Origin of the sequence: uncultured Winogradskyella sp., from assembly GCF_947498345.1 — a bacterium.
Classification (GTDB): domain Bacteria; phylum Bacteroidota; class Bacteroidia; order Flavobacteriales; family Flavobacteriaceae; genus Winogradskyella.
On sequence record NZ_CANMJY010000010.1, the window covers coordinates 58,250 to 83,671 of the forward strand.

Consider the following 25,422-nt stretch of genomic DNA (forward strand, 5'->3'; position numbering starts at 1 on the left):
GAGTAACCTCAACATTATGAGAAAAGACACAGTTTTCACTGTGTCTTTTCTGTTTAGTAATAAATAGTTCTTAGTTTTATTGTAAAGTATTAGTTTAATTCTTCACAATAAAACCCACCAGATTTTATTAGATTGATTATATCTTTTTCGCTTAAATTTTTTTGAGATTCAACTCTTAATACTTTGTCAACATCTTCTAAGTCTATAGACCAATTTAGAATACTAGAATTAGAATTTAGCAATGCTTTTATGCTTTTTAGCTCTATTTTTGTTTTTATTTTTGTTTTAAAAATATGAATTTTAAAACCGTTTTTTTGACTTTTATAAAATGGACTAATCATCAGTTTCTTCTTTAGAGTTTAAACGATTGACATATGCTTCATAAGCTTTGTTACCTTCTTCTTTCCAGAAGTTGTCATAATGTTCCCATTTAGAGAATTGCCTTTTAGATTCGTGATTACAATTTGATGTCTTGGTTTTTTTCTTGTCTTTACCGCCAAAACCACCACAACCCCCTAGAAGGATTTTAAATAGAATAAAAACCCCTACTGCCTCCCAAAATGTTAATGTAGTAAGCCCAAAAATCATTGGCATTAACCAATTCCATAGCCACATAATAACAAAGCCAAATAATATGGACAGACCAGTTATAAATATGGCACCAAATATTATCATTCCAGCAATTTCCCCAGGTGATTTGCCTCTCATTTTGTGTTTAAAGTAATTTGACATATTTTTTTATTTAACTAATTATTTTCTGTTTAGATTTTAAGTTTTTGTATAAGAGTGAAATAGCTCTATGCCTTCTAGACATTAATGTGCCTATAGGTATACCTGTTTCTTGTTCAATCTCTTTGTAAGTGTAGCCTTCAAAGTCTACAGCGATAATAATTTCTCTATAGTGTGGTTTAAGATTAATTATTGCTGTTTTTAGTTCGCGTTTCATTTGCTCAGAATATAAATCTGAAGATGTTTCATATATTAAAGTGGCAAACTCAATTAATTTTGTTTCGTTTTGAGATTCATAATCAATTTTATTGGTCTTTGAGGTTCGCATAATATCTATAAGCTTGTTTTTAATAGCACGATATACAAATCCTGCTACATTATTAATTGGCGAATATCTATCAGCACCAGTAAATAGTTTCAAAGCTACATCTTGTATAATATCTTCAGCATCTCTATCAATACTCGATTTAAGATTTGAGCTTACATAAGATTTAAGAGCATAATATTCCTCATTAAAAAATGTACTTAACTTTTTACTATTTTCTGATTGATTCATTTAAAAGCGCTTTTTTACAGCTCTCAGTTATAAAGACGTAACTTTTTTAATCTATTGCATTTTTTTGTTATTAATTAATGACGAAACAGATTCTATTCTGTTTCAAAGATTTTAATTAACAATCCCAATCCAGCTTTTCTAATTCGGTGACGGCTATTCTACTTATTCTATTTATCTTTGGTGTTAAAAAAAATAATAATGCAACTCAACCTTAATAAACCCATTTGTTTTTTCGATTTAGAAACCACAGGAATCAATATTTCAAAAGATAGAATTGTTGAGATTTCTATCTTAAAAGTTCACCCAAATGGAAAAGAAGAAACGTATACAAAAAGGGTAAACCCTACCATTCCTATTCCACCAGAAGTAACTAAAGTACATGGTATATCAGATGCTGATGTTGCAGATGCTCCAACTTTTAAAGAAATATCCAAGGAGGTACACAACTTAATAAAGGACTCAGATTTAGGAGGTTTTAACTCAAACCGTTTTGATATCCCGCTTTTGGCAGAGGAGATGTTACGTGCTGAAGTTGATTTTGATATGAAGAATAGACAATCCGTAGATGTACAAACTATTTTTCATAAAATGGAGCAACGAACCTTAAGTGCAGCCTATAAATTCTATTGCGATAAGAATTTGGATGATGCACATAGTGCTGAAGCAGATACCAAAGCCACTTATGAAGTATTGAAAGCGCAGTTAGATAAATACAATACTTTAGAAAATGACACAAAATTCTTAGCTGAATTCAGTTCGCGCAAAAAATTTGCTGATTTTGCAGGATTCCTAGTTTATAATAAAGATGGAGAAGAGTGTTTTTCTTTTGGTAAGCATAAAGGTAAACGTGTAGTTGATGTTATGGAGCAAGAGCCTGGTTATTTTGGCTGGTTACTCAATGCAGACTTTCCGTTGTATACTAAAAAGGTGTTAACTGCGATTAAGTTGAGACAATTTAATAATAAATTGGGCTAAATTTCTGAGTTACTATTAAATCGAAGACTCAGTTGATCTCATCTTATTTAGTAACTTATGAAATATCTATTTTTACTATTACCATTGTTTGTTTTATGTCAAAATCAAACTGCTAAGGGCTTAATTCTTGATAAAAAAACAAATGAGCCAATCCCATATGTAAACATTTCTATCTTAGAATCTCAAATAGGTACTTCTAGTCATGAAGATGGAAGCTTTTCACTTGAGATAAATAATGAGGATTTATATAAAGTTGTAAAATTATCCTCATTAGGATACGAAGTGAGTAAAATACCTATCTCCTTATTTTTAAAAAGTGGTAAGGTTTTCCTTCAGCCTCTAGTTGAACAATTAGATGAAGTCGTTATATCCGAAAAAATCGAAGAAAAAACATTAGTTGTAAATGAATTAAATGAAGACGATTTGTGTCAGGGTTATGGCTCAAGTGCTCAAAATCCTTGGCTTTTAAGCTTGTATTTTCCTTTTGATCAAGATTATGAAGATATAGATTTTATTAAATCAGTTAGGCTTCATTTTGGAAATTTTAAAAATAAAAAGGCAAAATTTAGGTTACGTTTATTTTCCATTGGTAATGATAGTTTACCAGACAAAGATTTATTAAAAGAGAATATTATCGTTAGTCTAAAAAAGAAGCAAAAAATTGTTGATGTAGATATCTCAGATTACAGTATAATTTTCCCAAGAGAAGGCTTTTACGTAGCTTTTGAATGGTTGTATATACCATATAATGAAGAGGAAGTAACTTTTCATTTTGAAAAGAATAACAAAAAGAAAGAAAAAAGAATAAAATACAGCCCAGTACTATCAGGAACATGTGAAGAAGAGGGCAGGTTTAAGGTTGCTATCTATAACTCAGGTCAATGGCGTTTTTATGCTGCCAATAAATACAAAGGAAAGGAAAAAGTGGTTCCTGCGATATCCTTAACTTTGTCTAATTAATTAAAAAATATTCCTGCTTGTGCAGGAAATGACTATGAAACTAATCTGCATAGGTCGTAATTATACAGACCATATTAAAGAGCTAGAAAACGAAAAACCAACGGATCCTGTAGTGTTTTTAAAACCGGATACTGCGATTTTATTAAAAAAACAACCGTTTTTTATCCCGGACTTTTCAAAAGATGTACATCATGAGGTAGAAATTTTGGTAAAAATCAAAAAAGTTGGCAAGTATATCGATAAGAAATTTGCTCATAAATATTATGACGAAATAGGATTGGGAATTGACTTTACAGCTCGTGATTTACAAGCAAAATTGAAAGCTAAAGGTTTGCCTTGGGAAAAAGCAAAAGCCTTTGATGGTGCCGCAGTTATAGGAAAGTGGCTACCCAAATCTCAGTTTCAAAATATTAATGACATCAATTTTAGTCTAAAAAAGAATGAGGAGGTGGTGCAGTCTGCCAGTACAGGGTTAATGTTGTGGAAGATTGATGAACTCATCGAATATATCTCAAAATATTTTACTTTAAAAATTGGAGATATTATCTTTACAGGCACACCAGCTGGTGTTGGCAAGGTTGTTGCGAATGACCAATTAAAAGGATATATTGAGAACCAAGAAATGTTTTCAATTAAAATAAAGTAAATGGCAAAGTATTATAAATTAGATCGTGTACGTGATATGGCTGATAACGATGAAGATTTCGTTATGGCATTGGCAGCAGCTTTTATTGAGGAAGTTCCGGAAGATGCAGAACGCTTAAGAAAAGCAGTGCCAGCAAAAGACTATCACGAAACCTATCAGGCCGCCCATAAGATGAAACCTACTATAGAACTATTCGATTTAGGTGTCTATGACGAATTAATTGAAGTACAGGACTGGGGCAAATATGAGGAAGAAGGTAAAAATGTAGATGAGTCGCTTCAAAAAGTACTTACAGCTGTAGAAAATGCTACCAACGAGATTAAAGCAGACTTCGGGTTATAAATGCAAGCAGAAATAATAACAATTGGCGACGAAATACTCATAGGTCAAATTGTAGATACAAACTCAGCATTTTTAGGGAAGGAATTCAATAAAATAGGTATTTCTATTTATCAAATAACATCTGTACAAGATGATAAGGCGCATATAATTAAGGCTTTACAAGAGGCAGAGAGTAATGCAGATATTATTATAATTACTGGAGGTTTAGGACCAACCAAGGACGATATTACCAAACATACAATTTGCGAATATTTCAATGATACTTTAGTTGAAAACAAAGATGTTCTCGCTCATGTAGAACATTTGTTTTCAAAATATATTAGTACACCAATCTCAGATTTAAACAGGCAGCAAGCGTTGGTGCCCTCTAAATCAAAAGTACTAACGAATCGCTTTGGTACTGCTCCGGGTATGTGGCTGGAAAAAAACGGAAAAGTATTTGTATCGCTTCCTGGTGTACCATACGAAATGAAGGCTTTGATTACTCATGAAGTCATTCCTGCTTTAAGACATAAATTCGAGTTTCCTTATATAAGACATAAAACAATGTTGACTTATGGTTTAGGAGAGAGTGCCATAGCCAATAGAATAGAAGCTTGGGAAGAGGCTTTGCCTGATCATATTAAATTGGCATACCTACCAAGCCTAGGTAGAGTAAGGTTACGTTTATCAGGTAAATCGAGAGATAAAATATCTCTAGAAACTGATATAGAAAAGCAAATTGCCTCACTTTTACCTCAAATTGAAGATATTTTTATTGGTTTCGAAGAAAATGGTTCTATAGAAACTCTAATAGGGAATCAACTCTCCAAACGAGGTAAAACATTATCAATAGCAGAGAGTTGTACAGGGGGAAAAATAGCGCAATCCATCACTTCAAAAGCTGGTGCATCAAAATATTTTAAGGGAAGTATTGTGAGTTATGCCACAGAAACTAAGGTCAATGTTTTAGGGGTTTCACCAACAGACGTAAAGTCACATTCTGTTGTAAGTAAAGAGGTGGCTGAAGCTATGGCTAAAAATGTACGAAAGCTTTTTAATACAGACTACGCCATAAGTACCACTGGAAATGCAGGTCCGTTAAAAGGAGATTCTAATGCTGAAGTAGGCACAGTGTGGATTGCAATAGCTACTGAAAATGAAGTATATGCTGAGGTTTTTAACTTTGGTAACCATCGTGATAAAGTGATTACTAAAGCTACAAACAAGGCTTTTGAAATGTTTCAAAAAGAAATTTTTAAAAAGTAGTATTTTATGTTTGTTGAAACGTAAAGTTTTCTTAAATTTGCACCCTTGTTTAAAATAACCTTTTATGGTTTTAGTTTAGACAATTAGAATTAATAGACCTAAAGAAAGAATACAATGTCAAGAGTTTGTGAACTTACTGGGAAAAAAGCAATGGTTGGAAACAATGTTTCTCATGCTATGAATAAAACAAAACGCAAGTTTAATGCAAACTTAGTTAAAAAGCGTTTTTTCATTCCTGAAGAAGATAAGTGGGTAACATTAAAAGTTTCTACATCAGCGTTAAAGACTATCAATAAAATTGGTATCAGTGCAATGTTAAAAGAAGCTAGAGCAAAAGGATTTTACAAATAATAGCGTACGCTAAAGTCAATTTACAATGGCAAAAAAAGGAAATAGAATACAAGTTATCTTAGAGTGCACAGAGCACAAAGCTTCTGGTATGCCAGGAACGTCAAGATATATTACTACAAAAAATAAGAAGAATACGCCAGACCGTATGGAGATTAAAAAATTTAATCCTATCCTTAAGCGTATGACAGTTCATAAAGAAATTAAATAATTAAGAGACATGGCAAAGAAATCAGTAGCGTCTTTACAGACAGGATCAAAGCGTTTGACAAAAGCGATAAAAATGGTGAAATCACCAAAAACTGGAGCTTACATGTTCGTAGAATCAGTAATGGCACCAGAATTTGTCAATGACTTTTTAAACAAAAAATAAGCTACATTTAGATGTAGATTTATAAAACTGCTTTCATTTGAAAGCAGTTTTTTTATGGCTATATTTGATGAGGTCTGACAACTTAGCAGTAAACCATTAAAGGCAAGGTTGTTGCTGTTAGCAAAGCAAATAGAATTAATTATAAATGAGTTTTTTTAAAAAAATATTCTCTTCTGAAAAGAAAGAAACCCTGGATAAAGGTTTGGAAAAATCTAAATCTTCTTTTTTCAATAAATTAAATAAAGCTGTTGCTGGTAAGTCTAAAGTTGATGATGACGTATTAGATAATCTTGAAGAAGTTTTAGTAACCAGTGATGTTGGTGTAAACACAACATTAAAAGTTATAGAACGTATTGAAGAGCGTGTTGCAAAAGATAAATATCTTGGCATATCTGAATTAAATAAAATCCTCAGAGAAGAAATAGCTGGTTTGTTATCCGAAACTAATTCTGGTGAGGATACTGATTATACCATCCCAGAAATGCCTGCTCAAGATAATGGTAAAAAAAGACCTTATGTTCTTATGGTTGTTGGTGTTAATGGAGTAGGTAAAACCACAACGATTGGTAAGCTAGCTTACCAATTTAAAAAGAAAGGCTTAAATGTAGTACTTGGTGCTGCAGATACTTTTAGAGCTGCTGCAATTGACCAATTACAAGTTTGGGCAGATCGTGTAGATGTACCCATGATAAAACAAGAAATGGGTTCTGACCCTGCTTCTGTAGCATTTGATGCCCTACAATCTGGTGTAAATCAAGATGCCGATGTTATCATTATAGACACAGCTGGCCGATTACATAATAAAGTTAATTTAATGAATGAGTTGTCTAAAGTAAAACGCGTGATGCAAAAAGTAGTAGATGATGCACCACATGATGTATTACTGGTTTTAGACGGTTCTACTGGGCAAAATGCTTTTGAGCAGGCTAAGCAATTTACAGCTGCTACAGAAGTTACATCATTAGCAGTGACTAAGTTAGATGGTACAGCCAAAGGAGGTGTAGTAATTGGTATAAGCGATCAATTTCAAATTCCTGTAAAATATATTGGTATAGGAGAAGGTATTGAGGACTTGCAAGTTTTCAATAAATATGAATTTGTAGATTCGTTTTTTAAGTAAAAAATCACTTTATGAATTTATATTCATTTTTTGATATTGAGCATAATTCTAACCTAAATGTTCCTTCTACAGAAACTATAGCAAATACACTTAATGATATCGTAACGCCTAAACTTAGTTTAATAGGTCTAAGTAATAAGCAGAAAAAGTATATATGGCAAGGTGTGTATAATGCTGAAGGTATTAAACCAATTATTCGATTTAAATATAGAAATTTAAATACCGCTTTTTTTGTAGGAGTAAATTTTAGTTTTATTCCTTCATTAACTCAAAACAAGAAGACAGCACATTATAATTATGCGTTGCAAGTATATGAAAATAGTAAGTATTTTGAAAAGGGATACTCTATTCGACTTTGGAATAAATCATTTTTTAGACAAAGCCTTCAGAAGTTTATTAATAGTAACTTTAGAAAAATTTCAAAGTTTTTAATTCGATTGGATTCTCTTGAAGCAAATATTACATTAGCTGAAAATCAATTCGCAAGTAAGAAATACAATTATAGAATTTATAACCCAGAGCTTCCCTATGTTTTAGCCCATTTATATCATAGACAAGGTAATATGGTAGAAGCTCTAAAGATGAAGACTTTGTTTCTTAAAGAAAATGAGGGATACGATGATTCTATTTTTAAGGGTTTCATCTAAAGCATGCATTTCGTATTTTTATAAAAATACGAACCATGAGATATATTACTTTTCTATCTGTTTTCCTTTTTATTTTTTCTTGTATAGATTCTAAATCTAATGAAGTAAGAGAACCTATTTCAGAATCAGAAACCGTAGAAAGTACTACCGAAAAAGACTCAGATCTAGAGGCTATTTCTACTAAAGACTTTAGAGAATTTAAAGTCTTAGATTCTAAAAATTTGTCGAAAACAGATATATGGGCTGAGATTAATCCACAAATGCAAACATTTACTGAAGCTCAATATATACGATTGAAGCCCTTAATTCTTGAAAAAGACATTCAATCATTACAAGAGCAAATTGCAAAAGAAGAATTGAGTTATACTGAATTAACACTATTCTATTTATATCGCATTAGAAAGTTTGATCGGGAAAATAACTTGTCTTTAAATTCTGTTATAGCAATAAATCCTGATGTGATTAAAGAAGCAAATAAGTTAGATTTGGCTCAGGATTCTGGAGTACATCCAATTTATGGTATGCCAATATTACTCAAAGATAACATTAATGCATCAGGCATGGCAACAACGGCTGGTGCAATTGCCTTAAAAGATAATATGACAGATGATGCATTTATTGTAAAGCAATTAAAATCAAAAGGTGCTTTGATACTAGGAAAAGCAAATTTAAGTGAATGGGCTTATTTCTTTTGTGGGGATTGTCCAAGTGGATATTCAGCCATTGGAGGGCAAACGCTTAATCCATATGGAAGGCGTATTATGGATACAGGAGGATCAAGCTCAGGAAGTGGTGTAGCTGCTTCAGCTAATTTTGCAGCAGCGACAATAGGTAGTGAAACAGCGGGTTCTATTTTGTCACCTGCAAGTCAGAATTCAGTTGTTGGATTAAAACCTACTATAGGCTTGGTGAGTCGTAATGGTATTGTGCCTATTTCTTCAACATTAGATACTGCTGGGCCAATAACCAGAACTGTTATGGATAATGCCATTGTTATGGATGCTATTTTTGGAGAAGATACTACAGATAGTAAATCTTTCATGATAATGTGGGGAGCTGGTTTCTACACAAAGGATATAAAAAAAGCTAGTTTAAAAGACAAACGTTTTGGTGCACCAAAACGTTTACTAGAAGATACATTATTTATGAAAGCAATTTCAGTTCTAAAACAACAAGGCGCTGAAATTGTTGAGATTGATGAGGAACAACTAGGTTTACCAAATTTCCTCAATTTGCTTAACCTTGATATGAAAAAGGATTTGCCTGCATATATGGAAAACTATGCTAATAAAACTATATCATTACGAACGGTTTCCGATGTTATGACTTTCAACTTAAAAGATTCAATAAAAACAATGCCTTATGGACAGAAGTTATTTAAAGGAATTGCAGACGATAAAGGAGATGAAGTATATTTAGAGCGTATTAAAGATACATTAAGCACCAACGGAAAACGGTATTTTGATATTCCTATGAAGGCTCATAATCTTGATGGTTTCTTATCTATTAATAATTATCATGCAGCTTTTGCTGCTGTTGCAGAATATCCTGCTTTAACAGTTCCTATGGGTTATACTAAAGAAGGTGAACCAAAAGGTCTAACATTTATTGGCAAGCGATTACAGGAAAAACAATTATTAGAATGGGCCTATGTTTATGAGCAAGCTTCTAAAGCTAGAGTTGCATCTAAGGACTATAATTAGTTAATGAGATTATCTAATTTTTCCCAAAGTAAGTTATCATAACCTGAAGGTCCTAATTGGCCTTCACCACCGTCATTTCCCATACGAATAATGACCAATTTTTTGCTTGGTACAACATATAGTTTCTGATCATTAGCTCCTAAACCTGCAATTAAATCGTCAGGTGCATTTGGTATTAGCTTACCTGTAAAAACATTTGTTGATCCAGGTAACATATATGATGATTTACCATTAAGCCACCATAAGTAGCCATAAGCTAAATTTAAGTTTTGAGATGTGTTTGTCATTTCAGAGAAATAGGAAGTGTCACCTAGCACAGGTTCCCCATCCCAAGTCCCTTCATTTAAACATAACAAACCAAAGCGAGCCATGCTTCTGGCATTACTAAAGTAGAATTTATTATAACCAACTTGTACCCAACTACCTTGCATGCCTATTTTGTTTTTCAATTCCGAATTAAAATAAGAGTCAAAATCAGAATTTAAAGCTCCAGACATAATTGATTGTGTTAAAGTATAAGGTGCGTTATGGTAGTACCAAAATGCATTTGGATCTTCTAAAAAGGTTAAACAGTCTGAATCTGTACAGTATAAACCGCTTGTGTAATCTAATCCAGTAGTCATTGTGATATGATTTTTTACGGTAATCATATTTTCCTGTTCAATTGCTAAACTACTCCATCCATTTCCCAAATAATTTGACGACGATTCATTAATATTTAATAAACCATTTTCTTGTGCCAATCCGATCATAAAAGCAGTTAAGGTTTTTCCAGCGGAAAACCAAGGGTTATTAGAGGTTCTTGTAGTACTATTAAAATAAGATTCGTTCACAATTTTACCATTGTATAAGATTATAAAGGATTTCGTATCACTATTTTCTAAAAATTCGAGAAGAGTAGGAAACGCATCAATATTCCATCCCAAATCTTCTATGGACATTGTCTCCCAGATATCAGAATTTATAGGTGGAAAATATAATTCATCTTCTGTTAAATAATCAGTATTGGTTGAATCATCAGATGAACAAGAAAATGCTAAAATTATGCTTATAAAGATTAAGGTTATACGCACGTATTTCATAGTTTGAATTTCAATTAAGACTTATAAATATACTAAAGGTTTAATTTAGGTTGTATCTTTGCGCACTGATTTAAAAGAAGATGCGTACAAAGACCTTAAAGAAAAATAGAATCAATGTAGTAACCTTAGGTTGTAGTAAAAATGTTTACGACAGTGAGGTGTTAATGGGACAACTAAAAGCGAGTGGAAAAGATGTAGTACATGAGCAAGAAGGTAATGTTGTAGTCATTAATACCTGCGGTTTTATTAATAATGCCAAGGAAGAAAGTGTAAATACCATTTTACATTACATGCAAAAGAAGGAGGAAGGTGATGTTGATAAAGTTTTTGTAACGGGTTGTTTGAGTGAACGCTATAAACCAGATTTAGAAAAAGAAATACCTAATGTCGATCAGTATTTTGGAACAACAGAACTACCAGGTTTATTAAAAGCTCTCGGTGCTGACTACAAGCACGAATTAATTGGTGAGCGTTTAACAACAACTCCAAAAAACTATGCCTATTTAAAAATAGCTGAGGGCTGTGACAGACCTTGTAGTTTTTGTGCTATTCCTTTAATGCGAGGTAAACATAAAAGTACACCAATTGAGGATTTGGTAATTGAGGCTAAAAAGCTAGCCGCTAATGGCGTTAAAGAGCTTATTCTTATTGCTCAGGATTTAACATATTATGGTTTAGACTTATACAAAAAGCGTAACCTTGCCGAGTTATTAGAAAATCTTGTTAAAGTAGAAGGTATTGAGTGGATTAGGTTGCATTATGCTTTTCCAACAGGGTTCCCGATGGATGTTTTAGATATTATGAAGCGTGAGCCAAAGATTTGTAACTATCTGGATATCCCTTTGCAGCATATTTCTGATACTATTTTAATGAGTATGCGCCGTGGAACTACAAAGGAAAAAACAACAAAGCTATTGCAAGAGTTTAGAGCAAAAGTTCCTAAAATGACCATAAGAACCACATTGATTGTTGGTTATCCTGGCGAAACAGAGGATGATTTTCAGACGTTGAAAGCGTGGGTAAAAGAGATGCGTTTTGAACGTTTAGGCTGCTTTACATATTCGCATGAAGAAAATACACATGCATATAACCTTGAAGATGATGTGCCAGAAGACGTGAAGCTGCAGCGTGCCAATGAAATTATGGAGATACAGTCGCAAATTTCATGGGAATTAAACCAAGCTAAAATAGGGCAGGAGTTTAAAGTAGTTATTGACCGTAAAGAAGGTAATTATTTTGTTGGTCGTACAGAGTTTGATTCGCCAGACGTAGATAACGAAGTTTTAATTGATGCAACAAAAACGTATTTAAAAACAGGCGAGTTTACCACTATTAAAGTTATTGAAGCTGAAGACTTCGATCTTTATGGTGAGGTTGTAAATTAATTACTTATGTAGACTGCTATTCATTTGAGTGCCCAAAGCATAAGATATAACCATCGATATCTTCAATTTCAAAATCTCTATTACCATATTGCGTATTTTGAATGGGCTTTATAATTGAAACATCATTAGCTATAAATTCTTTATAGAGCTTGTCTGCGTCTTTAACCCAAATGTAAGCGTCCCATGCTTCTTGCCCTTCGGTATGCCAACCAGCTTTAATAAATGAGATTCGATTAGGTCTTGCATGTCCTTTTTCTTTTAATTGGCGTAGCATTACATAAAAATTCCCACGACTTAAGATGGCAAATTTTGGACCTTCGCCAACCCAATCAATTTCAAAACCAAGTTTTGTAGAATAAAATGCTATCGATTTTTCTACATTCTCAACAATCCATTGTATACCAACACGTTTCAAAATTTATATTTTATTTAGGAGGCAAACTATTAACATAAGCAAAGCTTTGCTCAAAATAGTTTACCATTAATTTTGTGTCTTTCCAAAGTGATTCTGGGACTAAAACATAATCCTTCATTTTTGCTCCATAAGAATAATAATAGCCAGTATTATGTTGCTCCATAAATTTCGTTGCTACATCCTTTGGTAAACGAATACCAATCTCAGCATCCTTGTTTAATAAGGTAAACATGTAACCGTTCGATGAGGTATAAATCATCTTTTTACCTTTACGCTCAAAACCGTTACAGGCTTCCGTAATTTTATCATAAACGTTTAGTGCGTCGTCCCATGTCATAACTTATATATGTTGATCGATTAATATAGCATTACCATCTGGATCTAATATCACAAAACTAGCTGGACCAGAATCAGCGGCTTCGATTTCGCTGGCAAATGTGACATCTTTTGATTTTAAATGTGCCTGAATATCGCGTACATCATCATACTGTTCTAAAGTATTGGCATCTTGATCCCAACCAGGATTAAAAGTGAGGATATTATTTTCAAACATACCTTGAAACAAACCAATAAGTGATGATTCATTTTTCATGATAAGGTAGTTTCTTTCTAAATCACCTGCAAAAACTGAAAAGCCTAAGGCTTCATAAAATGCTTTGGATGCCTTAATGTCTTTTACGGCAAGACTAATTGAAAATGCACCTAGTTTCATAATTCTTATGTGTTTGATTATCAGTTAAAGATAATGAAAGTATCATTAATTTTATTTGATAATGAATAAATCAAAACCATAACCATGATGCATTATAGGCTCTTCATAAACAGCAGTACGCAGTTCTTTGAATTCAAAATCTGGATGGTATGGTTCAGCTTTATGTATAGGGTCACCAAATTTATTAGGTTTTTTGTTAGGATTATCAGTAATCCAACCCATTGAAACTTCGTGGCCTGTTGCTATATGACCGATAATAAGTTCTATGTCTTTGGTTTTATAAATCCTAACAGAATTTAAAAAGTAAGATGATAAATGACCAACAAATGTTTCACTTTTCTCATCCTTTTGGTTATCTGATAACTCTATAGTAAAGTCTTGTTTTTTGTATTTAAACGTGTCTTTTTTTGTAATAGAATCATGATGTATTTCTAGCCGTTTACATTTTTTTTGATAGTCGCAAAATGATAAATATTCTGCTTTAAAATAATCTAAGCTTTTGTAGATCGATTTTATTTGTGCCAGCCCTTTGGTATAAGTAGATTGTAATAATGGTAAATATGAACGACCCTTAATTTCTGAGCTTTCAATTTCTGTTTGCGAAATCAGTTTATGAAACTTATTATAAATAGAAACATATGATTTTACTTTCCATTTCATTGCCATCATATTTTTGCTTTTATCGTTTTTGTCTATATCATGTGTTCTATATAGATGTACTTCAATAAAAATAATACTATCATCTATAACACCAACAGGAAATAGCTTTTGTTGTTTTGCTGATAGGCAGGCAAATGCATTTAGCGATTGAAATAAAAAAACGAATACCAATAACTTTATTTTCATCTCGATGTTTTAATTTGATAATGTAGGTTTTTACAAAGCCTAAGATTTGTCCAATCTCGTTAAGTTTTAGATATTTTAATGGTCTAACATATGAGACTTAAAAATCATTCTTTTTTGTTATAATTCGTAAGCATTATTATTGACAAAGAAAATAGAGTTCACCAAAAATAATTTTCCATTTTCCCAAAAGCTCCTAAAAAGAGGATTATCTGCCATAAAAATAAAGCTACCACTTCCCATACGCTCTTCTCCAAATACTAGCGTTTTATCTAATTTATCTAAAGTATCTTTGCCAGCAAAACCTGAATAAACTTTAGCTTCATTTAAATAAGTAATATTGTAACCATCATCTAACAGACTGTAGGCAGAACTTCCTAATTTTAAAGAAAAGTAGTTATTATCATAACCAAAAGCCATAGGATGAGTATTATCAACATTGGTTTTAAAAATGGCACCAGTAATAAGATTATTAGTGCGTTCACGTTCGCGATCTGCATACGGAATTAGATTATCGTCATTATCGTCACTTTCTGAAGTTTTATAGTTTAAACTAAAACCATCTTTACCTGCAAAACTTCTTAGTGCAGCATCGATAGCTATGACTTTACCACCTTTACGTACCCAATCTTTAAGCTTTTTCATATTACTGTCATTTAGAACACTACCATAATACCCACTTGGTAGTATTAATACATTATACTTATTCAAGTTAGTTGTACTAAAATTATCAGTATTAATGGAGGTCAAAGGATAGTTTAGTTGTTGCTCAAAGAAATGCCAAATTGCACCATAATTCAATGACGAAATGCCTTTGCCAGATAGCACAGCTACTTTTTGTTTATTAATGAGTTTAATATCCGGAGAGCCAATATCTGGAGTAGTTTGCGAAAATCCAGAATTGATCTGAGTCAAAGGCTGTGAATGTTTTTGCGCTACAGTATTTAAAGCACTAACAAAATCTTTGATATGCTTATTATCTCCCTTGGTAATAATCAATGAACCACGGTCAAAATCAGAACCATTAGAACTAAATGGTTTTTCGGTAAACCTCACTTTGAAATTATTTTTTAGCAAATCAGCCAAAAACTGAGCATCATCTATAGAATTCCACTTGCTCACGTATCCATAGGCATCTTTTAAAACTTGTAACGCTTTACGTTCTGCTAATTTACCGCTAGCTACTTTTGTTGTACAAGCAATAGCCTCTAAGCCATATGCATAAGGTACTGACCATGCTGTAATATCGTATGTTAATGAATCCGATAGTTTAGCATTGGGCTCAAATAACACTTTAACCATTTTACCTTTTGGCTGATTGGTATGCACTACCATAGTATTAGCATCAACAGTCATACTGGCTTGTTGACCTGTAGCATAATTATAACCAGATACTTTTGAGCCACTGGCATTTTCAAAAGTAATCTCATGTTTGTTAAGCAGTTTTTTTAAGCTATTTAATTTGTCTGTATTTCCTTTTAAAACATAGCTCTTGTACTTTAAGTTTGAATTGTCAAAGAATTTTGCAAATTCAGTATTCAATTGTTTCGCATTTTTAGAAGCAATTTCAACTGTAGATAATCCAGTAGTAGTGTGATGAGTTAATCGCTCTACTAAAGTTAGTACATGCCCTTCATCATTTAAAATCCCTAATCCAGCCATACCATGACCACCTTGTTCGTAGGTCATACCAATCGCTCCCATATATGTTGGATAGGTATCACCATAACTTGGGTAGAACAAATCGAAACGTTCTCTGGTAAAGAATAACCAACCTTCAGCATCAAAATATTTGGCATGATTTTTACCGATTTGTGTCTGAAAATCGCGTTGCCAATCACTTATAATTTCATGGAAAGGCTCTGCAGCAGGTGCAAAATAATAAGGTTCGTTAGGTCCTTGCTCATGAAAATCAACATGAATATGTGGCATCCACTTGTTATAGGCAAGTAATCTCGATTCACTTTCTACTTGTGTTGCCCATGCCCAATCTCTGTTGAGATCAAATAGATAATGATTAGGTCGTCCACCTGGCCAAGGTTCGTTATGTTCACTTGCCTGTTGGTCAATATCATAAGGTTGACTGGCCGTTTCGTTATACCAATTTACGTAACGGTCTCTTCCATCCGGATTAATACACGGGTCGATGATAACAACTGTATTTTCTAATAAATCTTTACGCTCAGTTAAAAGCTTATAAAGAGTTAGCATAGCTGCCTCTGTACTTGATGCTTCGTTTCCATGTACATTATAGCTCAACCAAACAATAGCCACATCTGTTGAGCTTGGTGTGCCGTCGAGTAGCCCAGTGTTTTTTAGATTATTTTGTCTTATGGTTTCAAGGTTTTTTAAATTAGTTTCACTTGAAACATAAGCCAAATACAAAGGCCTTCTCTCATAAGTTGAACCATATTGTTCTAACTTTACTCGGTTTGATGCGGCAGAAGCAACCGCTTTAAAATAATCGATTACCTGATGATGACGACTAAACTGTGTACCAATATCATAACCTAAAAATTCGCTTGGACTTTGAATGTTCTGTGCGGTAAGAACTAATGTTACATTAAAAGTAATTAAAAGAATGAAAAATAATTTGCGCATGAGCTGTGTTGGTTTTGGCATAAAGCTAGTAAATATAATTAGGGATTTTTAGAATATGATGCTTGTTATTTGAATTAACTAAAAATTAGCAATTAGAATTTACACTTGCCGTATATTTATACCTTCATAATATTTTTATATGCCAACGGACTGTCTATCCTACAGGGATACCAATTATTTTTCTGATTTTATATGTGATTATCTCGATGAAAAATCGGAGCTGCAAGTGCTTTATAGCCGTTTCCCAAATCTCAAAAACTTTAAAGCACAAATAGATGAAAAATCAAAAAGCGGCAACCTTGAGCATAACCGAAAGGTACTTTTCAATGTTTTAAAGAAGCAATATGCGAGTATAGAAATGTCAGAATCTACTCAAAAACATATTGAAAGCTTAACTTCAAAGAATACATTTACGATTACTACAGGCCATCAACTAAATTTGTTTACAGGACCATTATATTTTTTACATAAGATTATATCTACAATAAATTTAACCAAACAATTAAAAGAAACTTATTCAGATTGCAACTTCGTGCCAGTGTATTGGATGGCTTCAGAGGATCATGATTTTGAAGAAATCAATTATTTTAATTTTAAAGGCAAAAAGATCCAATGGAATTCTAATCAAACAGGTGCTGTTGGTCATTTTAAGACTGAAGGTTTAGAACAAGTTTTTGAGGTATTTTCTGCCGAATTAGGTAGAGGAAAACATGCCGAGCAACTAAAAGAATGGTTTAATGAAGCTTACTTAAATCATCATAATTTGGCAGACGCAACACGTTATTTAGCTAATGCTTTATTTGGAGATTATGGATTAGTTATTCTCGATGCCGATGACAAGGATTTGAAGCGTTTGTTTATACCGCAGATGAAGAAAGAATTATTAGATAATACTGCTTTTGAGCAAGTTACGGAAACTAATAATATACTTGAAGATTTAGGACTAAAGATTCAGGTCAATCCAAGAGAAATTAACTTATTTTATATAAAAAACGGATTGCGCGAACGTATTGTTGAAACTGAAGGAGTTTATTCAGTTTTAGATACAGACATTGCATGGAGTAAAGATGAATTATTAAAACATCTTGATGAGGTACCAGAGCGTTTTTCACCAAATGTAATTATGCGACCACTTTATCAAGAAGTTATTTTGCCAAATCTGTGCTATATAGGTGGAGGTGGAGAAATGATTTATTGGCTACAGTTAAAATCTAACTTTAAGATACAAGGTATTACTTTTCCGATATTATTACTAAGGAATTCTGCTTTGGTGAAGACCAAAAAACAAACTGAAAAGCTTGAAAAATTGAATATTTCGAATCAAGATTTGTTTTTAGACAAAAATTCATTCATCAATAAAAAAGTTAGAAAAATCTCGAATATTGATATTGATTTTTCAGAACAGGTTAAGCATTTAGAATCACAGTTTAAAAGTTTACATCTGCTTGCAGAGCAAACAGATAAATCATTTATTGGAGCCGTAAAAGCACAAGAAGCTAGGCAAATAAAAGGCTTGAAACGCCTTGAAAAACGTCTGCTTAAAGCCCAAAAACGTAAATTGAAAGATCAGATAGAACGTTGTACGGCTTTGCAAGAACAATTGTTTCCTAACCAAAGCTTACAAGAGCGAAATACAAATTTTTCAGAAATGTATTTAGAATATGGAGACAGTTTAGTACCTGAGTTGATGAAATCTTTGAAACCATTGAAGGGCAAATTCACTATAATTACGCTTTAGGATTTTAGTTTCAAAAACTGTTAAAAACTATTCAAAAAATCTAAAATCGTCAATCTAAAATCTGAAATCAATTAGTATTTTTGCACATGCAACACAACAAAGTCCTAATTTTAGATTTCGGATCGCAGTACACGCAGCTAATCGCAAGGCGTGTTAGAGAATTAAACATCTATTGCGAAATTCATCCATTCAATAAAATTCCTAACGATTCAGACAGTTTTAAAGCTGTTATTTTATCGGGTAGCCCAAATTCTGTTAGAGGTAAAGATGTACTTCATCCAGATCTTTCAGAAATAAGAGGAAAAAAGCCATTATTAGGGGTTTGCTATGGAGCCCAATATTTAGCGCATTTTTCTGGTGGTGAGGTGGCAGAGTCTAATACACGAGAGTATGGTAGAGCTAATTTGGATTTTTTAAAGACTGATGAAGATTTTTTTGAAAACATTCACGAAGGTAGTCAGGTTTGGATGAGTCATAGCGATACTATTAAAAGTTTACCTAATGAAGCGATTTTATTGGCCAGTACAGAAGATGTGGAAAATGCGGCTTATAAAATTGAAGGTGAAGATACATATGCTATTCAGTTTCACCCTGAAGTGTATCATACAACTGATGGACACCAATTACTTCAGAATTTTCTGATAAAAATTGCGAAAGTAGAACAAGATTGGACACCAAATGCTTTTGTTGAAGAAACCGTTGAAGAATTAAAAGAGAGGCTAGGAAATGATAAGGTAGTGCTTGGATTATCTGGAGGTGTAGATTCTTCCGTAGCAGCAATGTTATTGCACAAAGCTATTGGAAAAAACCTCTATTGTATCTTCGTAAATAATGGTTTATTACGAAAAAATGAATTCGAAGATGTATTACATCAATACGAAGGCATGGGATTAAACGTTAAAGGTGTAGATGCTTCGGCACGCTTTTTGGATGCCTTGGCTGGTAAGAGCGACCCTGAGGAAAAAAGAAAAACGATAGGTCGCATGTTCATTGAGGTTTTTGATGATGAGGCTCATCGTATACAAGATGTAAAGTGGTTAGCACAAGGCACTATTTATCCAGATGTAATTGAGAGCGTGTCTGCCACAGGTGGACCAAGTGCTACTATAAAAAGTCACCATAATGTTGGTGGTCTACCAGACTTTATGAAGCTTAAAGTCGTGGAACCTTTAAAGACATTGTTTAAGGATGAGGTAAGACGTGTAGGAGCTTCCATGAATATGGATAAACAACTTTTGGGTCGCCATCCATTTCCTGGGCCAGGATTGGCAATTAGGATACTTGGAGATCTAACTCGTGAGAAAGTACGTATATTACAAGAGGTAGATGCTATTTTTATAAATAACCTTCGCTCTTGGAATTTATACGATAAGGTTTGGCAAGCTGGTGCTATGTTGTTACCTGTAAATAGTGTAGGTGTAATGGGAGATGAACGTACATATGAAAAATGTGTAGCACTTAGAGCGGTAGAAAGCACAGATGGTATGACCGCAGATTGGGTTAATTTGCCTTATGAGTTTTTACAGAAAACCTCAAATGAAATTATAAATAAAGTAAAAGGTGTCAATAGAGTTGTATATGATATCAGCTCTAAGCCACCAGCAACAATTGAGTGGGAATAATTTAGTGACTTATCAGTCTAACTTGTTTCTTAAAATAGGTAAAATTGAACACATGAAGAATTTATTAACCGTTATACTATTTACTTTTACAATAAGCCTTAGTGCTCAAAATTATATCGAGCACAAAATAAAAGCTGGCGAAACTATTGAGAGTATTGCCAAAAGGTATTTAGTAACTCCTTTCGATATTTTTGCATTAAACCCAGATGCCAAAACAAAGTTTCAACCTAATACGATTTTAATTATTCCTAATTCTAAAGTTAAGAATGAACCTATTGAGGAAAAATCACGGGAGTTGATCGGTTATAAAAAACATAAGGTAAAGCGTAAAGAAACGCTCTATGGCTTATCAAAAAAGTATAACGTTTCCGAAGATGATATAAAGAAAGCAAATCGTTTTTTGTATTCAGAAAATTTAAAAAAGGGAGACAAAATACGTATTCCTAAATACAAAACATTTATTTCTAAACAAACCTTAAAGAATACAGTTAGAAAATATGAGGTTTTACCTAAAGAAGGTAAATGGAGGGTTGCTTATAAATTTGGTATCACTATTGCAGAATTGGAAGCTTTAAATCCTAATATGGAGCCAATCTTGCAACCAGGTGACGAGCTTAATGTGCCTAACATCAATGATAAAGAGGAAAAGACAATAGAAGCTGAGTACAACTACTATGAAGTATTGCCAAAAGAAGGTTTTTATAGATTAAAAATAAAAACAGATTTAACGCAAGAGGAGCTCGAAGACCTTAACCCAGAATTAAAAACAGGAGGCTTAAAAGCAGGTATGGTTTTAAAAATCCCAGCTTCTATTGACACAACAGCTAGTTTATCTAATGTAGAAACTACAAAGTTAGAATCTAATTTAAAGAATTTTAAGACTAAGAAATTGGCTTTAATGATGCCATATCGTCTTAATAGAATTGATACAGATTCTGTTGCTGAAGCAAAAGCTATGATAAAGAAAGATAAGCTATTGTCTATTGTTTTAGATTTTCATGTAGGAGTAAGGATGGCCTTGGATTCTGCTAGGCAGCTTGGTATATCAACAGACTTAAAAGTTTTAGATACACGTTATCAAGCATCAAGAGCCAGTAAATTATTAAATGAGAATGATTTTTCTAATTACGATGCTGTTATTGGTCCGATGGAAGAACAAGCATTTGATAGAGTAGCAAATGCTTTAAAACGTGATAGAGTGCCAGTAATTGCTGCTTTAAATAAACCTAAAGAAGTTTATGGTAATGTGTTTCAAACAATTCCTAAAAATAAACTATTAGAAAAAGCAATGATCGATTTTGTTAAAGCAGATAGCTTAAAGACTAAAGTTGTGATAATTGCAGATCAGGCGCATCGTGAGAAAAGCAACATGTTGAAAAAAGAGTTTCCAGGTGCTACTCAAATATATTCAGAAAGAGATAAGAAAACAGGTAAGGATGAATATTTTGTTTATCCGGTACGATTAGAAAATATGTTTCCGAAAGGAAAAACAATAGTATTTCTTGAGACTGATAGTAATCCTCTAGCTTCTAGCGTCATCAGTATGATTAACTCAAAAGCAATAGATGATACCGAAATTGTTTTAGTAACACTAAATAAAAATAAGGCCTTTGAAGGTAAAGATATAGACAATAACAATTTATCTAATCTTAAGTTCCATTACCCTTCAGTAAATAAGGGTTTTGATGAAGTTAAGTACAATGGTTTTGTTAAAGCTTATAGAAAAGAATTTGGTATTTCACCAAGTAAGTATGTAGCTCGTGGTTTTGACATTACATTAGATGTTTTATTGCGTTTAGCTACAGAAGATAATCTTTACGAAGCTTCTAGCGATACTATAGAGACAGAATATATAGAGAATAAGTTTAGATACAATAAATCACTATTTGGTGGTTATATGAATGAAGCCGTTTATATCGTAAAGTTTGATAATTTAAGAATTGTAGAAGCGAATTAATATGACCTCTAAAGTCACATATTTGGGTAACTTAAGAACAGAAAGTGTTCATGTAAAGTCTAATAATTCTTTTATTACTGATGCACCAGTAGACAATAATGGAAAAGGTGAAGCGTTTTCTCCAACAGATACTGTTGCTACAGGATTGGCAAGTTGTATGTTAACAGTTATGGGAATTAAGGCAAGAGATATGAATGTAGATATGTCTGGTGCTACAGCTGAGGTTACAAAAACCATGGCAAGTAACCCAAGACGCATTTCTAAAATAGAGGTTGTTCTTAATTTTCCGTTTGAAACTGATAATAAAACACAAAAGATTTTAGAACGTACCGCAAATACTTGTCCTGTACATTACAGTTTACATCCAGATATCCAAAAAGATATTACGTTTAACTGGCAATAGATGCAAATAAAACATGTGATAATTTCGTTGTTATTTCTTTTTGTTGGAACAACTTCCAATGAAGAAACCATGACGTGGAATGAATCGCGAAAATTAACTTGGGAGGATTTTAAAGCAAGCCCTAATCCAAATTCAGATGCTGTGGCATTAACGGCTTCGGGTATAACCTTTGGATATTCTGTAAAAACATCAGGTCGTCGAATTATAGATTTTGCCGCTACAGTAGAGGCGCATTTTTATCCCAATAAATCTTGGTACTTAGATGATAGAGCTGATGATTATATACTAGGGCACGAACAATTGCATTTTGATATCACCGAACTCTATGTGCGTAAATTTAGACAACAGTTAGAGCGTCTGGTCGCTAATCAAAATATAAAGCAACAAATGAATCAGATTCATGTAGCTATTAACGAGGCTTTAGAAAAAACCCAGAAAAGCTACGATGCTCAGACCAAACACTCTATAAATGTTGAAGCACAAAAGTATTGGCAAAACTTTATAGATGAAGAACTAGAGAAGCTAGATCAATATAAGTCACAATAAAATTGGAAGGCAGTAAAGAAGCACTTATAGAACTCGCACACTACAAAATGCCTTTTGGAAAATACAAAGGAGATTACCTCATTGATATCCCAGAATATTATTACACTTGGTTTAAACAAAAAGGGTTTCCAGAAGGTAAGCTAGGTAGGATGATGGTACAAATGCATGATATTAAAATCAATGGACTTGAAGAATTGATTTATAGGATTAAGCGTGATTTTACGAAGTAGATTTTTTTAGATTAGTTAGCATTGTTACCCAGCGTTTATTCCCATTTAAATTCAACTATATTTTATGATTTGTTTTGACTATAAAATTAGAAACCTTTTTTAAATTAATTTTATATGTTTTGTGTTTTTAAAAAATAAAAGAAATAAACCAGTGCTATCCCATTTTTAATACGTTTCTTTACATGGTTTGCATAATAAATTATTTAGTAATAATATTCCTGCCTGACCTAGTTCCTTGCTTGTCTGTTTTTATGGTTTACTAATTCCTTTATTAACCGATAACTCCTTAGAAAGAATGGGTTTCATTATTTTTTGGACGATTCAATAAAACTTTGTTTTTAAATGAAATCACTTAAAATAACTGAACAAATTACTATTAGAAATGAAGAGTCACTTAATAAATACTTAAATGATATCAGCAAAATTAGCTTAATATCATTAGAAAGGGAAGTTGAACTAGCAGTACAAATTAAAGCTGGTAGTGAGCTTGCTTTAAATGAACTTATCAATGCTAACTTAAGGTTTGTGGTCTCGGTTGCAAAACAGTACCAAAATAAAGGTCTATTACTACCTGATTTAATTAATGAAGGTAATTTAGGCCTATTAAAAGCTGCCAAGCGATTTGATGAAACACGTGGATTTAAATTCATTTCTTATGCTGTTTGGTGGATTAGGCAAGGTATAATACAATCTTTATCAGAAAATTCAAGAATGGTAAGGCTGCCGCTTAATAAGATTGGGGTTCTTAATAAAATGAAAAAGGCAATTGCTTTTTTTGAACAAAAATATGATCGTGAACCAACATCTTACGAGATTTCTCAAATTATTGAAGTACCTGTTGATGAAGTGGAACTTTGTATTAAAAGTTCCGTATATGGTGTTTCAATAGACGCACCTTTATCTCATGACTCAGACCTAAATATGCAAAGCATTATTATAGCTGATGTATTTCCTCAACCAGATGGAGTATTGTTATTAGATTCACTTCAAGTAGACATAGAAGCTGTTTTGAAATCTCTTTCAGAAAGAGACTCAGAAATCATTAAACTCCATTATGGTATAGGTAATCAAAACTCAATGAACTTATTAGAAATTGCTGAATTATATGGAATTACAAGAGAACGTGTTAGACAGATTAAAGAATCTGCAATTTCGAAAATTAAAAACTCAAACAAATCTCATTTATTAGTAAAATATTTGGGCTGATAAACACTTATTAATTAAAACAAAACATGATGATAAAAAAGATAATAAACAAATTAATGAATATTAACAAAGTAACTATTATGAAAGAAGGTACAGTAAAATTTTTTAACAATGCGAAAGGATTTGGGTTTATAACACTAAAGGATTCTGAAGAAGAAATTTTTGTTCACACATCAAATCTTATCGATCAGATAAAAGAGAATGATAATGTAACATTTGATGTAGAACAAGGTAAAAAAGGTTTAAACGCTATAAGGGTCAGTCTAGTTTAATAGTCATGGACTAAAAGTTAAGAAAGCCATCTATCTAAGATGGTTTTCTTTTTTAAATCTTAATTACATATAAGAAATAAAGATTTCTAATATATAGTTTAATCACTTATATTTAGACTTTAACGAAGTTAGTTGAAAATTTTTTCAAAGTCAAGTACTCAAATTAGTAATACAAAGCTCTCTAATTTCCCATATGTTCTCAAAACTAAAGGGAATATTATTCGTTTTTATCCAGTCCTTTATATAGGTTTTGTGGAAATCAACTTTAAATGCAGTCACTTGATTAGGTGTAATTATCTTTTCTAATAAAATGTCATCTTTAACGCTATTATAATCAGAAGTAGGAGAGGTGTAATCCAAACGTTCTCCATTGATCTTAAGATAACAATGCGCTTCAGGTATATAATCCAATTGATATTCGGACAAAACATTGCCAATTTTTGGTGTATTAGTATTGTTCATTTTATACATGCCAAGAATAAGTTCAATATCTGGCAATTTATTTAAATCAGCGACATGTTTTAAAAAAGCATGTTTAGAACTACAAGTACCTTTTTGTTCTTTCCAGACCAAAGCTAGGTCTTTTCGATTTTGATTTCTTCCATAAGGTAATCCTTTTATGTATGAGGTTAACTTTAACCAATTATCAATATAACAAGACTTTATGAGTAGAGTTAAGCTATCATTAGATTCTAAATTATGGTTAAATACCATGTTATAAAAGTAACATATAAACAAACCATTAACAATTCTTAAATTACTC

The 25,422-nt window shown here is 32.5% G+C and carries 30 protein-coding genes; 20 read left to right on the plus strand and 10 right to left on the minus strand.

Going from position 1 to position 25,422, the window contains the following annotated elements; translation table 11 throughout:
- Positions 1-89: 89 nt before the first annotated feature.
- The 3 genes from Q0912_RS13490 to Q0912_RS13500 are packed head-to-tail and all read right to left on the minus strand — an operon-like array spanning position 90 to position 1,285.
- Positions 90-341 carry a hypothetical protein gene (locus Q0912_RS13490; RefSeq protein ID WP_299115976.1) on the minus strand — a complete coding sequence of 84 codons (252 nt, stop codon included), beginning with the start codon at positions 339-341 and terminating at the stop codon, positions 90-92.
- Positions 334-732 (minus strand): hypothetical protein, encoded by a 399-nt coding sequence (locus tag Q0912_RS13495; RefSeq protein WP_299115978.1) that lies wholly within the window; start codon positions 730-732, stop codon positions 334-336. The genes Q0912_RS13490 and Q0912_RS13495 overlap by 8 nt, the downstream gene beginning before the upstream one ends.
- Positions 733-742: 10 nt before the next feature.
- A complete protein-coding gene (locus Q0912_RS13500) occupies positions 743-1,285 on the minus strand; it encodes an RNA polymerase sigma factor (RefSeq protein WP_299115980.1) in 543 nt (180 codons plus the stop codon).
- Between the two features lie 198 nt (positions 1,286-1,483).
- Between Q0912_RS13500 and Q0912_RS13505 the strand changes: the two genes are divergently transcribed.
- The 11 genes from Q0912_RS13505 (at position 1,484) to Q0912_RS13555 (ending at position 9,647) form a co-directional block, all read left to right on the plus strand.
- On the plus strand, positions 1,484-2,260 hold the full coding sequence (locus tag Q0912_RS13505; protein ID WP_299115982.1) for a 3'-5' exonuclease: 777 nt from the start codon (positions 1,484-1,486) through the stop codon (positions 2,258-2,260).
- 57 nt (positions 2,261-2,317) lie between these two features.
- Positions 2,318-3,220, plus strand: a complete 903-nt coding sequence (locus Q0912_RS13510) for a carboxypeptidase-like regulatory domain-containing protein (RefSeq protein WP_299115984.1) — start codon at positions 2,318-2,320, stop codon at positions 3,218-3,220.
- A 34-nt stretch (positions 3,221-3,254) separates the two neighbouring features.
- Positions 3,255-3,866: a fumarylacetoacetate hydrolase family protein gene (locus Q0912_RS13515; protein ID WP_299115986.1), complete on the plus strand. Its 612-nt coding sequence runs from the start codon at positions 3,255-3,257 to the stop codon at positions 3,864-3,866.
- Positions 3,867-4,208 carry an Hpt domain-containing protein gene (locus tag Q0912_RS13520; protein WP_299115988.1) on the plus strand — a complete coding sequence of 114 codons (342 nt, stop codon included), beginning with the start codon at positions 3,867-3,869 and terminating at the stop codon, positions 4,206-4,208.
- Positions 4,209-5,456, plus strand: a complete 1,248-nt coding sequence (locus Q0912_RS13525; protein ID WP_299115990.1) for a competence/damage-inducible protein A — start codon at positions 4,209-4,211, stop codon at positions 5,454-5,456. It begins immediately after the preceding gene.
- Positions 5,457-5,570: 114 nt separating this feature from the next.
- Positions 5,571-5,807, plus strand: a complete 237-nt coding sequence (gene rpmB / locus Q0912_RS13530) for a 50S ribosomal protein L28 (RefSeq protein WP_008271039.1) — start codon at positions 5,571-5,573, stop codon at positions 5,805-5,807.
- Between the two features lie 25 nt (positions 5,808-5,832).
- Complete coding sequence (gene rpmG / locus Q0912_RS13535; RefSeq protein ID WP_076616981.1) at positions 5,833-6,015, plus strand: 50S ribosomal protein L33; 183 nt, start codon at positions 5,833-5,835, stop codon at positions 6,013-6,015.
- A 9-nt stretch (positions 6,016-6,024) separates the two neighbouring features.
- Complete coding sequence (locus tag Q0912_RS13540) at positions 6,025-6,177, plus strand: DUF4295 domain-containing protein (protein WP_008271041.1); 153 nt, start codon at positions 6,025-6,027, stop codon at positions 6,175-6,177.
- 145 nt (positions 6,178-6,322) lie between these two features.
- Positions 6,323-7,297: a signal recognition particle-docking protein FtsY gene (ftsY, locus tag Q0912_RS13545; protein WP_299115993.1), complete on the plus strand. Its 975-nt coding sequence runs from the start codon at positions 6,323-6,325 to the stop codon at positions 7,295-7,297.
- A gap of 11 nt (positions 7,298-7,308) precedes the next feature.
- Positions 7,309-7,944: a hypothetical protein gene (locus Q0912_RS13550; protein ID WP_299115995.1), complete on the plus strand. Its 636-nt coding sequence runs from the start codon at positions 7,309-7,311 to the stop codon at positions 7,942-7,944.
- 35 nt (positions 7,945-7,979) lie between these two features.
- Complete coding sequence (locus Q0912_RS13555; protein WP_299115997.1) at positions 7,980-9,647, plus strand: amidase family protein; 1,668 nt, start codon at positions 7,980-7,982, stop codon at positions 9,645-9,647.
- On the opposite strand, the gene Q0912_RS13560 is transcribed toward Q0912_RS13555, so the two are convergent.
- Entirely contained in the window at positions 9,644-10,729 is a 1,086-nt protein-coding gene (locus Q0912_RS13560; protein WP_299115999.1) for a serine hydrolase domain-containing protein, read from the minus strand. The genes Q0912_RS13555 and Q0912_RS13560 overlap by 4 nt on opposite strands.
- A gap of 80 nt (positions 10,730-10,809) precedes the next feature.
- On the opposite strand from Q0912_RS13560, the gene rimO reads away from it, so the two are divergent.
- A complete protein-coding gene (rimO, locus tag Q0912_RS13565) occupies positions 10,810-12,114 on the plus strand; it encodes a 30S ribosomal protein S12 methylthiotransferase RimO (RefSeq protein ID WP_299116001.1) in 1,305 nt (434 codons plus the stop codon).
- A gap of 16 nt (positions 12,115-12,130) precedes the next feature.
- On the opposite strand, the gene Q0912_RS13570 is transcribed toward rimO, so the two are convergent.
- From Q0912_RS13570 to Q0912_RS13590, 5 genes are all read right to left on the minus strand, one after another.
- Positions 12,131-12,529, minus strand: coding sequence for a VOC family protein (locus Q0912_RS13570; protein WP_299116003.1), 399 nt, complete (start codon positions 12,527-12,529; stop codon positions 12,131-12,133).
- Between the two features lie 10 nt (positions 12,530-12,539).
- Entirely contained in the window at positions 12,540-12,866 is a 327-nt protein-coding gene (locus tag Q0912_RS13575; protein ID WP_299116005.1) for a hypothetical protein, read from the minus strand.
- 3 nt (positions 12,867-12,869) lie between these two features.
- Positions 12,870-13,241: a VOC family protein gene (locus tag Q0912_RS13580; protein WP_299116007.1), complete on the minus strand. Its 372-nt coding sequence runs from the start codon at positions 13,239-13,241 to the stop codon at positions 12,870-12,872.
- A gap of 51 nt (positions 13,242-13,292) precedes the next feature.
- Positions 13,293-14,087 (minus strand): hypothetical protein, encoded by a 795-nt coding sequence (locus Q0912_RS13585; RefSeq protein WP_299116009.1) that lies wholly within the window; start codon positions 14,085-14,087, stop codon positions 13,293-13,295.
- 117 nt (positions 14,088-14,204) lie between these two features.
- On the minus strand, positions 14,205-16,685 hold the full coding sequence (locus Q0912_RS13590) for a M14 family metallopeptidase (RefSeq protein WP_299116011.1): 2,481 nt from the start codon (positions 16,683-16,685) through the stop codon (positions 14,205-14,207).
- A 139-nt stretch (positions 16,686-16,824) separates the two neighbouring features.
- On the opposite strand from Q0912_RS13590, the gene bshC reads away from it, so the two are divergent.
- From bshC to Q0912_RS13630, 8 genes are all read left to right on the plus strand, one after another.
- Entirely contained in the window at positions 16,825-18,423 is a 1,599-nt protein-coding gene (gene bshC / locus Q0912_RS13595) for a bacillithiol biosynthesis cysteine-adding enzyme BshC (RefSeq protein WP_299116013.1), read from the plus strand.
- 86 nt (positions 18,424-18,509) lie between these two features.
- Positions 18,510-20,045 carry a glutamine-hydrolyzing GMP synthase gene (gene guaA, locus Q0912_RS13600; protein WP_299116015.1) on the plus strand — a complete coding sequence of 512 codons (1,536 nt, stop codon included), beginning with the start codon at positions 18,510-18,512 and terminating at the stop codon, positions 20,043-20,045.
- A 52-nt stretch (positions 20,046-20,097) separates the two neighbouring features.
- Positions 20,098-22,002 (plus strand): LysM peptidoglycan-binding domain-containing protein, encoded by a 1,905-nt coding sequence (locus Q0912_RS13605; protein ID WP_299116017.1) that lies wholly within the window; start codon positions 20,098-20,100, stop codon positions 22,000-22,002.
- Position 22,003: 1 nt separating this feature from the next.
- Positions 22,004-22,405: an OsmC family protein gene (locus Q0912_RS13610; protein ID WP_299116019.1), complete on the plus strand. Its 402-nt coding sequence runs from the start codon at positions 22,004-22,006 to the stop codon at positions 22,403-22,405.
- Positions 22,406-22,951, plus strand: coding sequence for a DUF922 domain-containing protein (locus Q0912_RS13615; RefSeq protein ID WP_299116021.1), 546 nt, complete (start codon positions 22,406-22,408; stop codon positions 22,949-22,951).
- Between the two features lie 2 nt (positions 22,952-22,953).
- Positions 22,954-23,181, plus strand: coding sequence for a DUF3820 family protein (locus Q0912_RS13620; RefSeq protein ID WP_299116023.1), 228 nt, complete (start codon positions 22,954-22,956; stop codon positions 23,179-23,181).
- A gap of 342 nt (positions 23,182-23,523) precedes the next feature.
- Positions 23,524-24,387 carry an RNA polymerase sigma factor RpoD/SigA gene (locus Q0912_RS13625; RefSeq protein WP_299116025.1) on the plus strand — a complete coding sequence of 288 codons (864 nt, stop codon included), beginning with the start codon at positions 23,524-23,526 and terminating at the stop codon, positions 24,385-24,387.
- Between the two features lie 80 nt (positions 24,388-24,467).
- Complete coding sequence (locus Q0912_RS13630) at positions 24,468-24,659, plus strand: cold shock domain-containing protein (RefSeq protein WP_299116179.1); 192 nt, start codon at positions 24,468-24,470, stop codon at positions 24,657-24,659.
- A 150-nt stretch (positions 24,660-24,809) separates the two neighbouring features.
- Here the strand turns inward: Q0912_RS13630 and Q0912_RS13635 are convergent, their stop codons facing one another.
- Positions 24,810-25,373 (minus strand): hypothetical protein, encoded by a 564-nt coding sequence (locus Q0912_RS13635; protein ID WP_299116028.1) that lies wholly within the window; start codon positions 25,371-25,373, stop codon positions 24,810-24,812.
- Between the last annotated feature and the right edge of the window lie 49 nt (positions 25,374-25,422).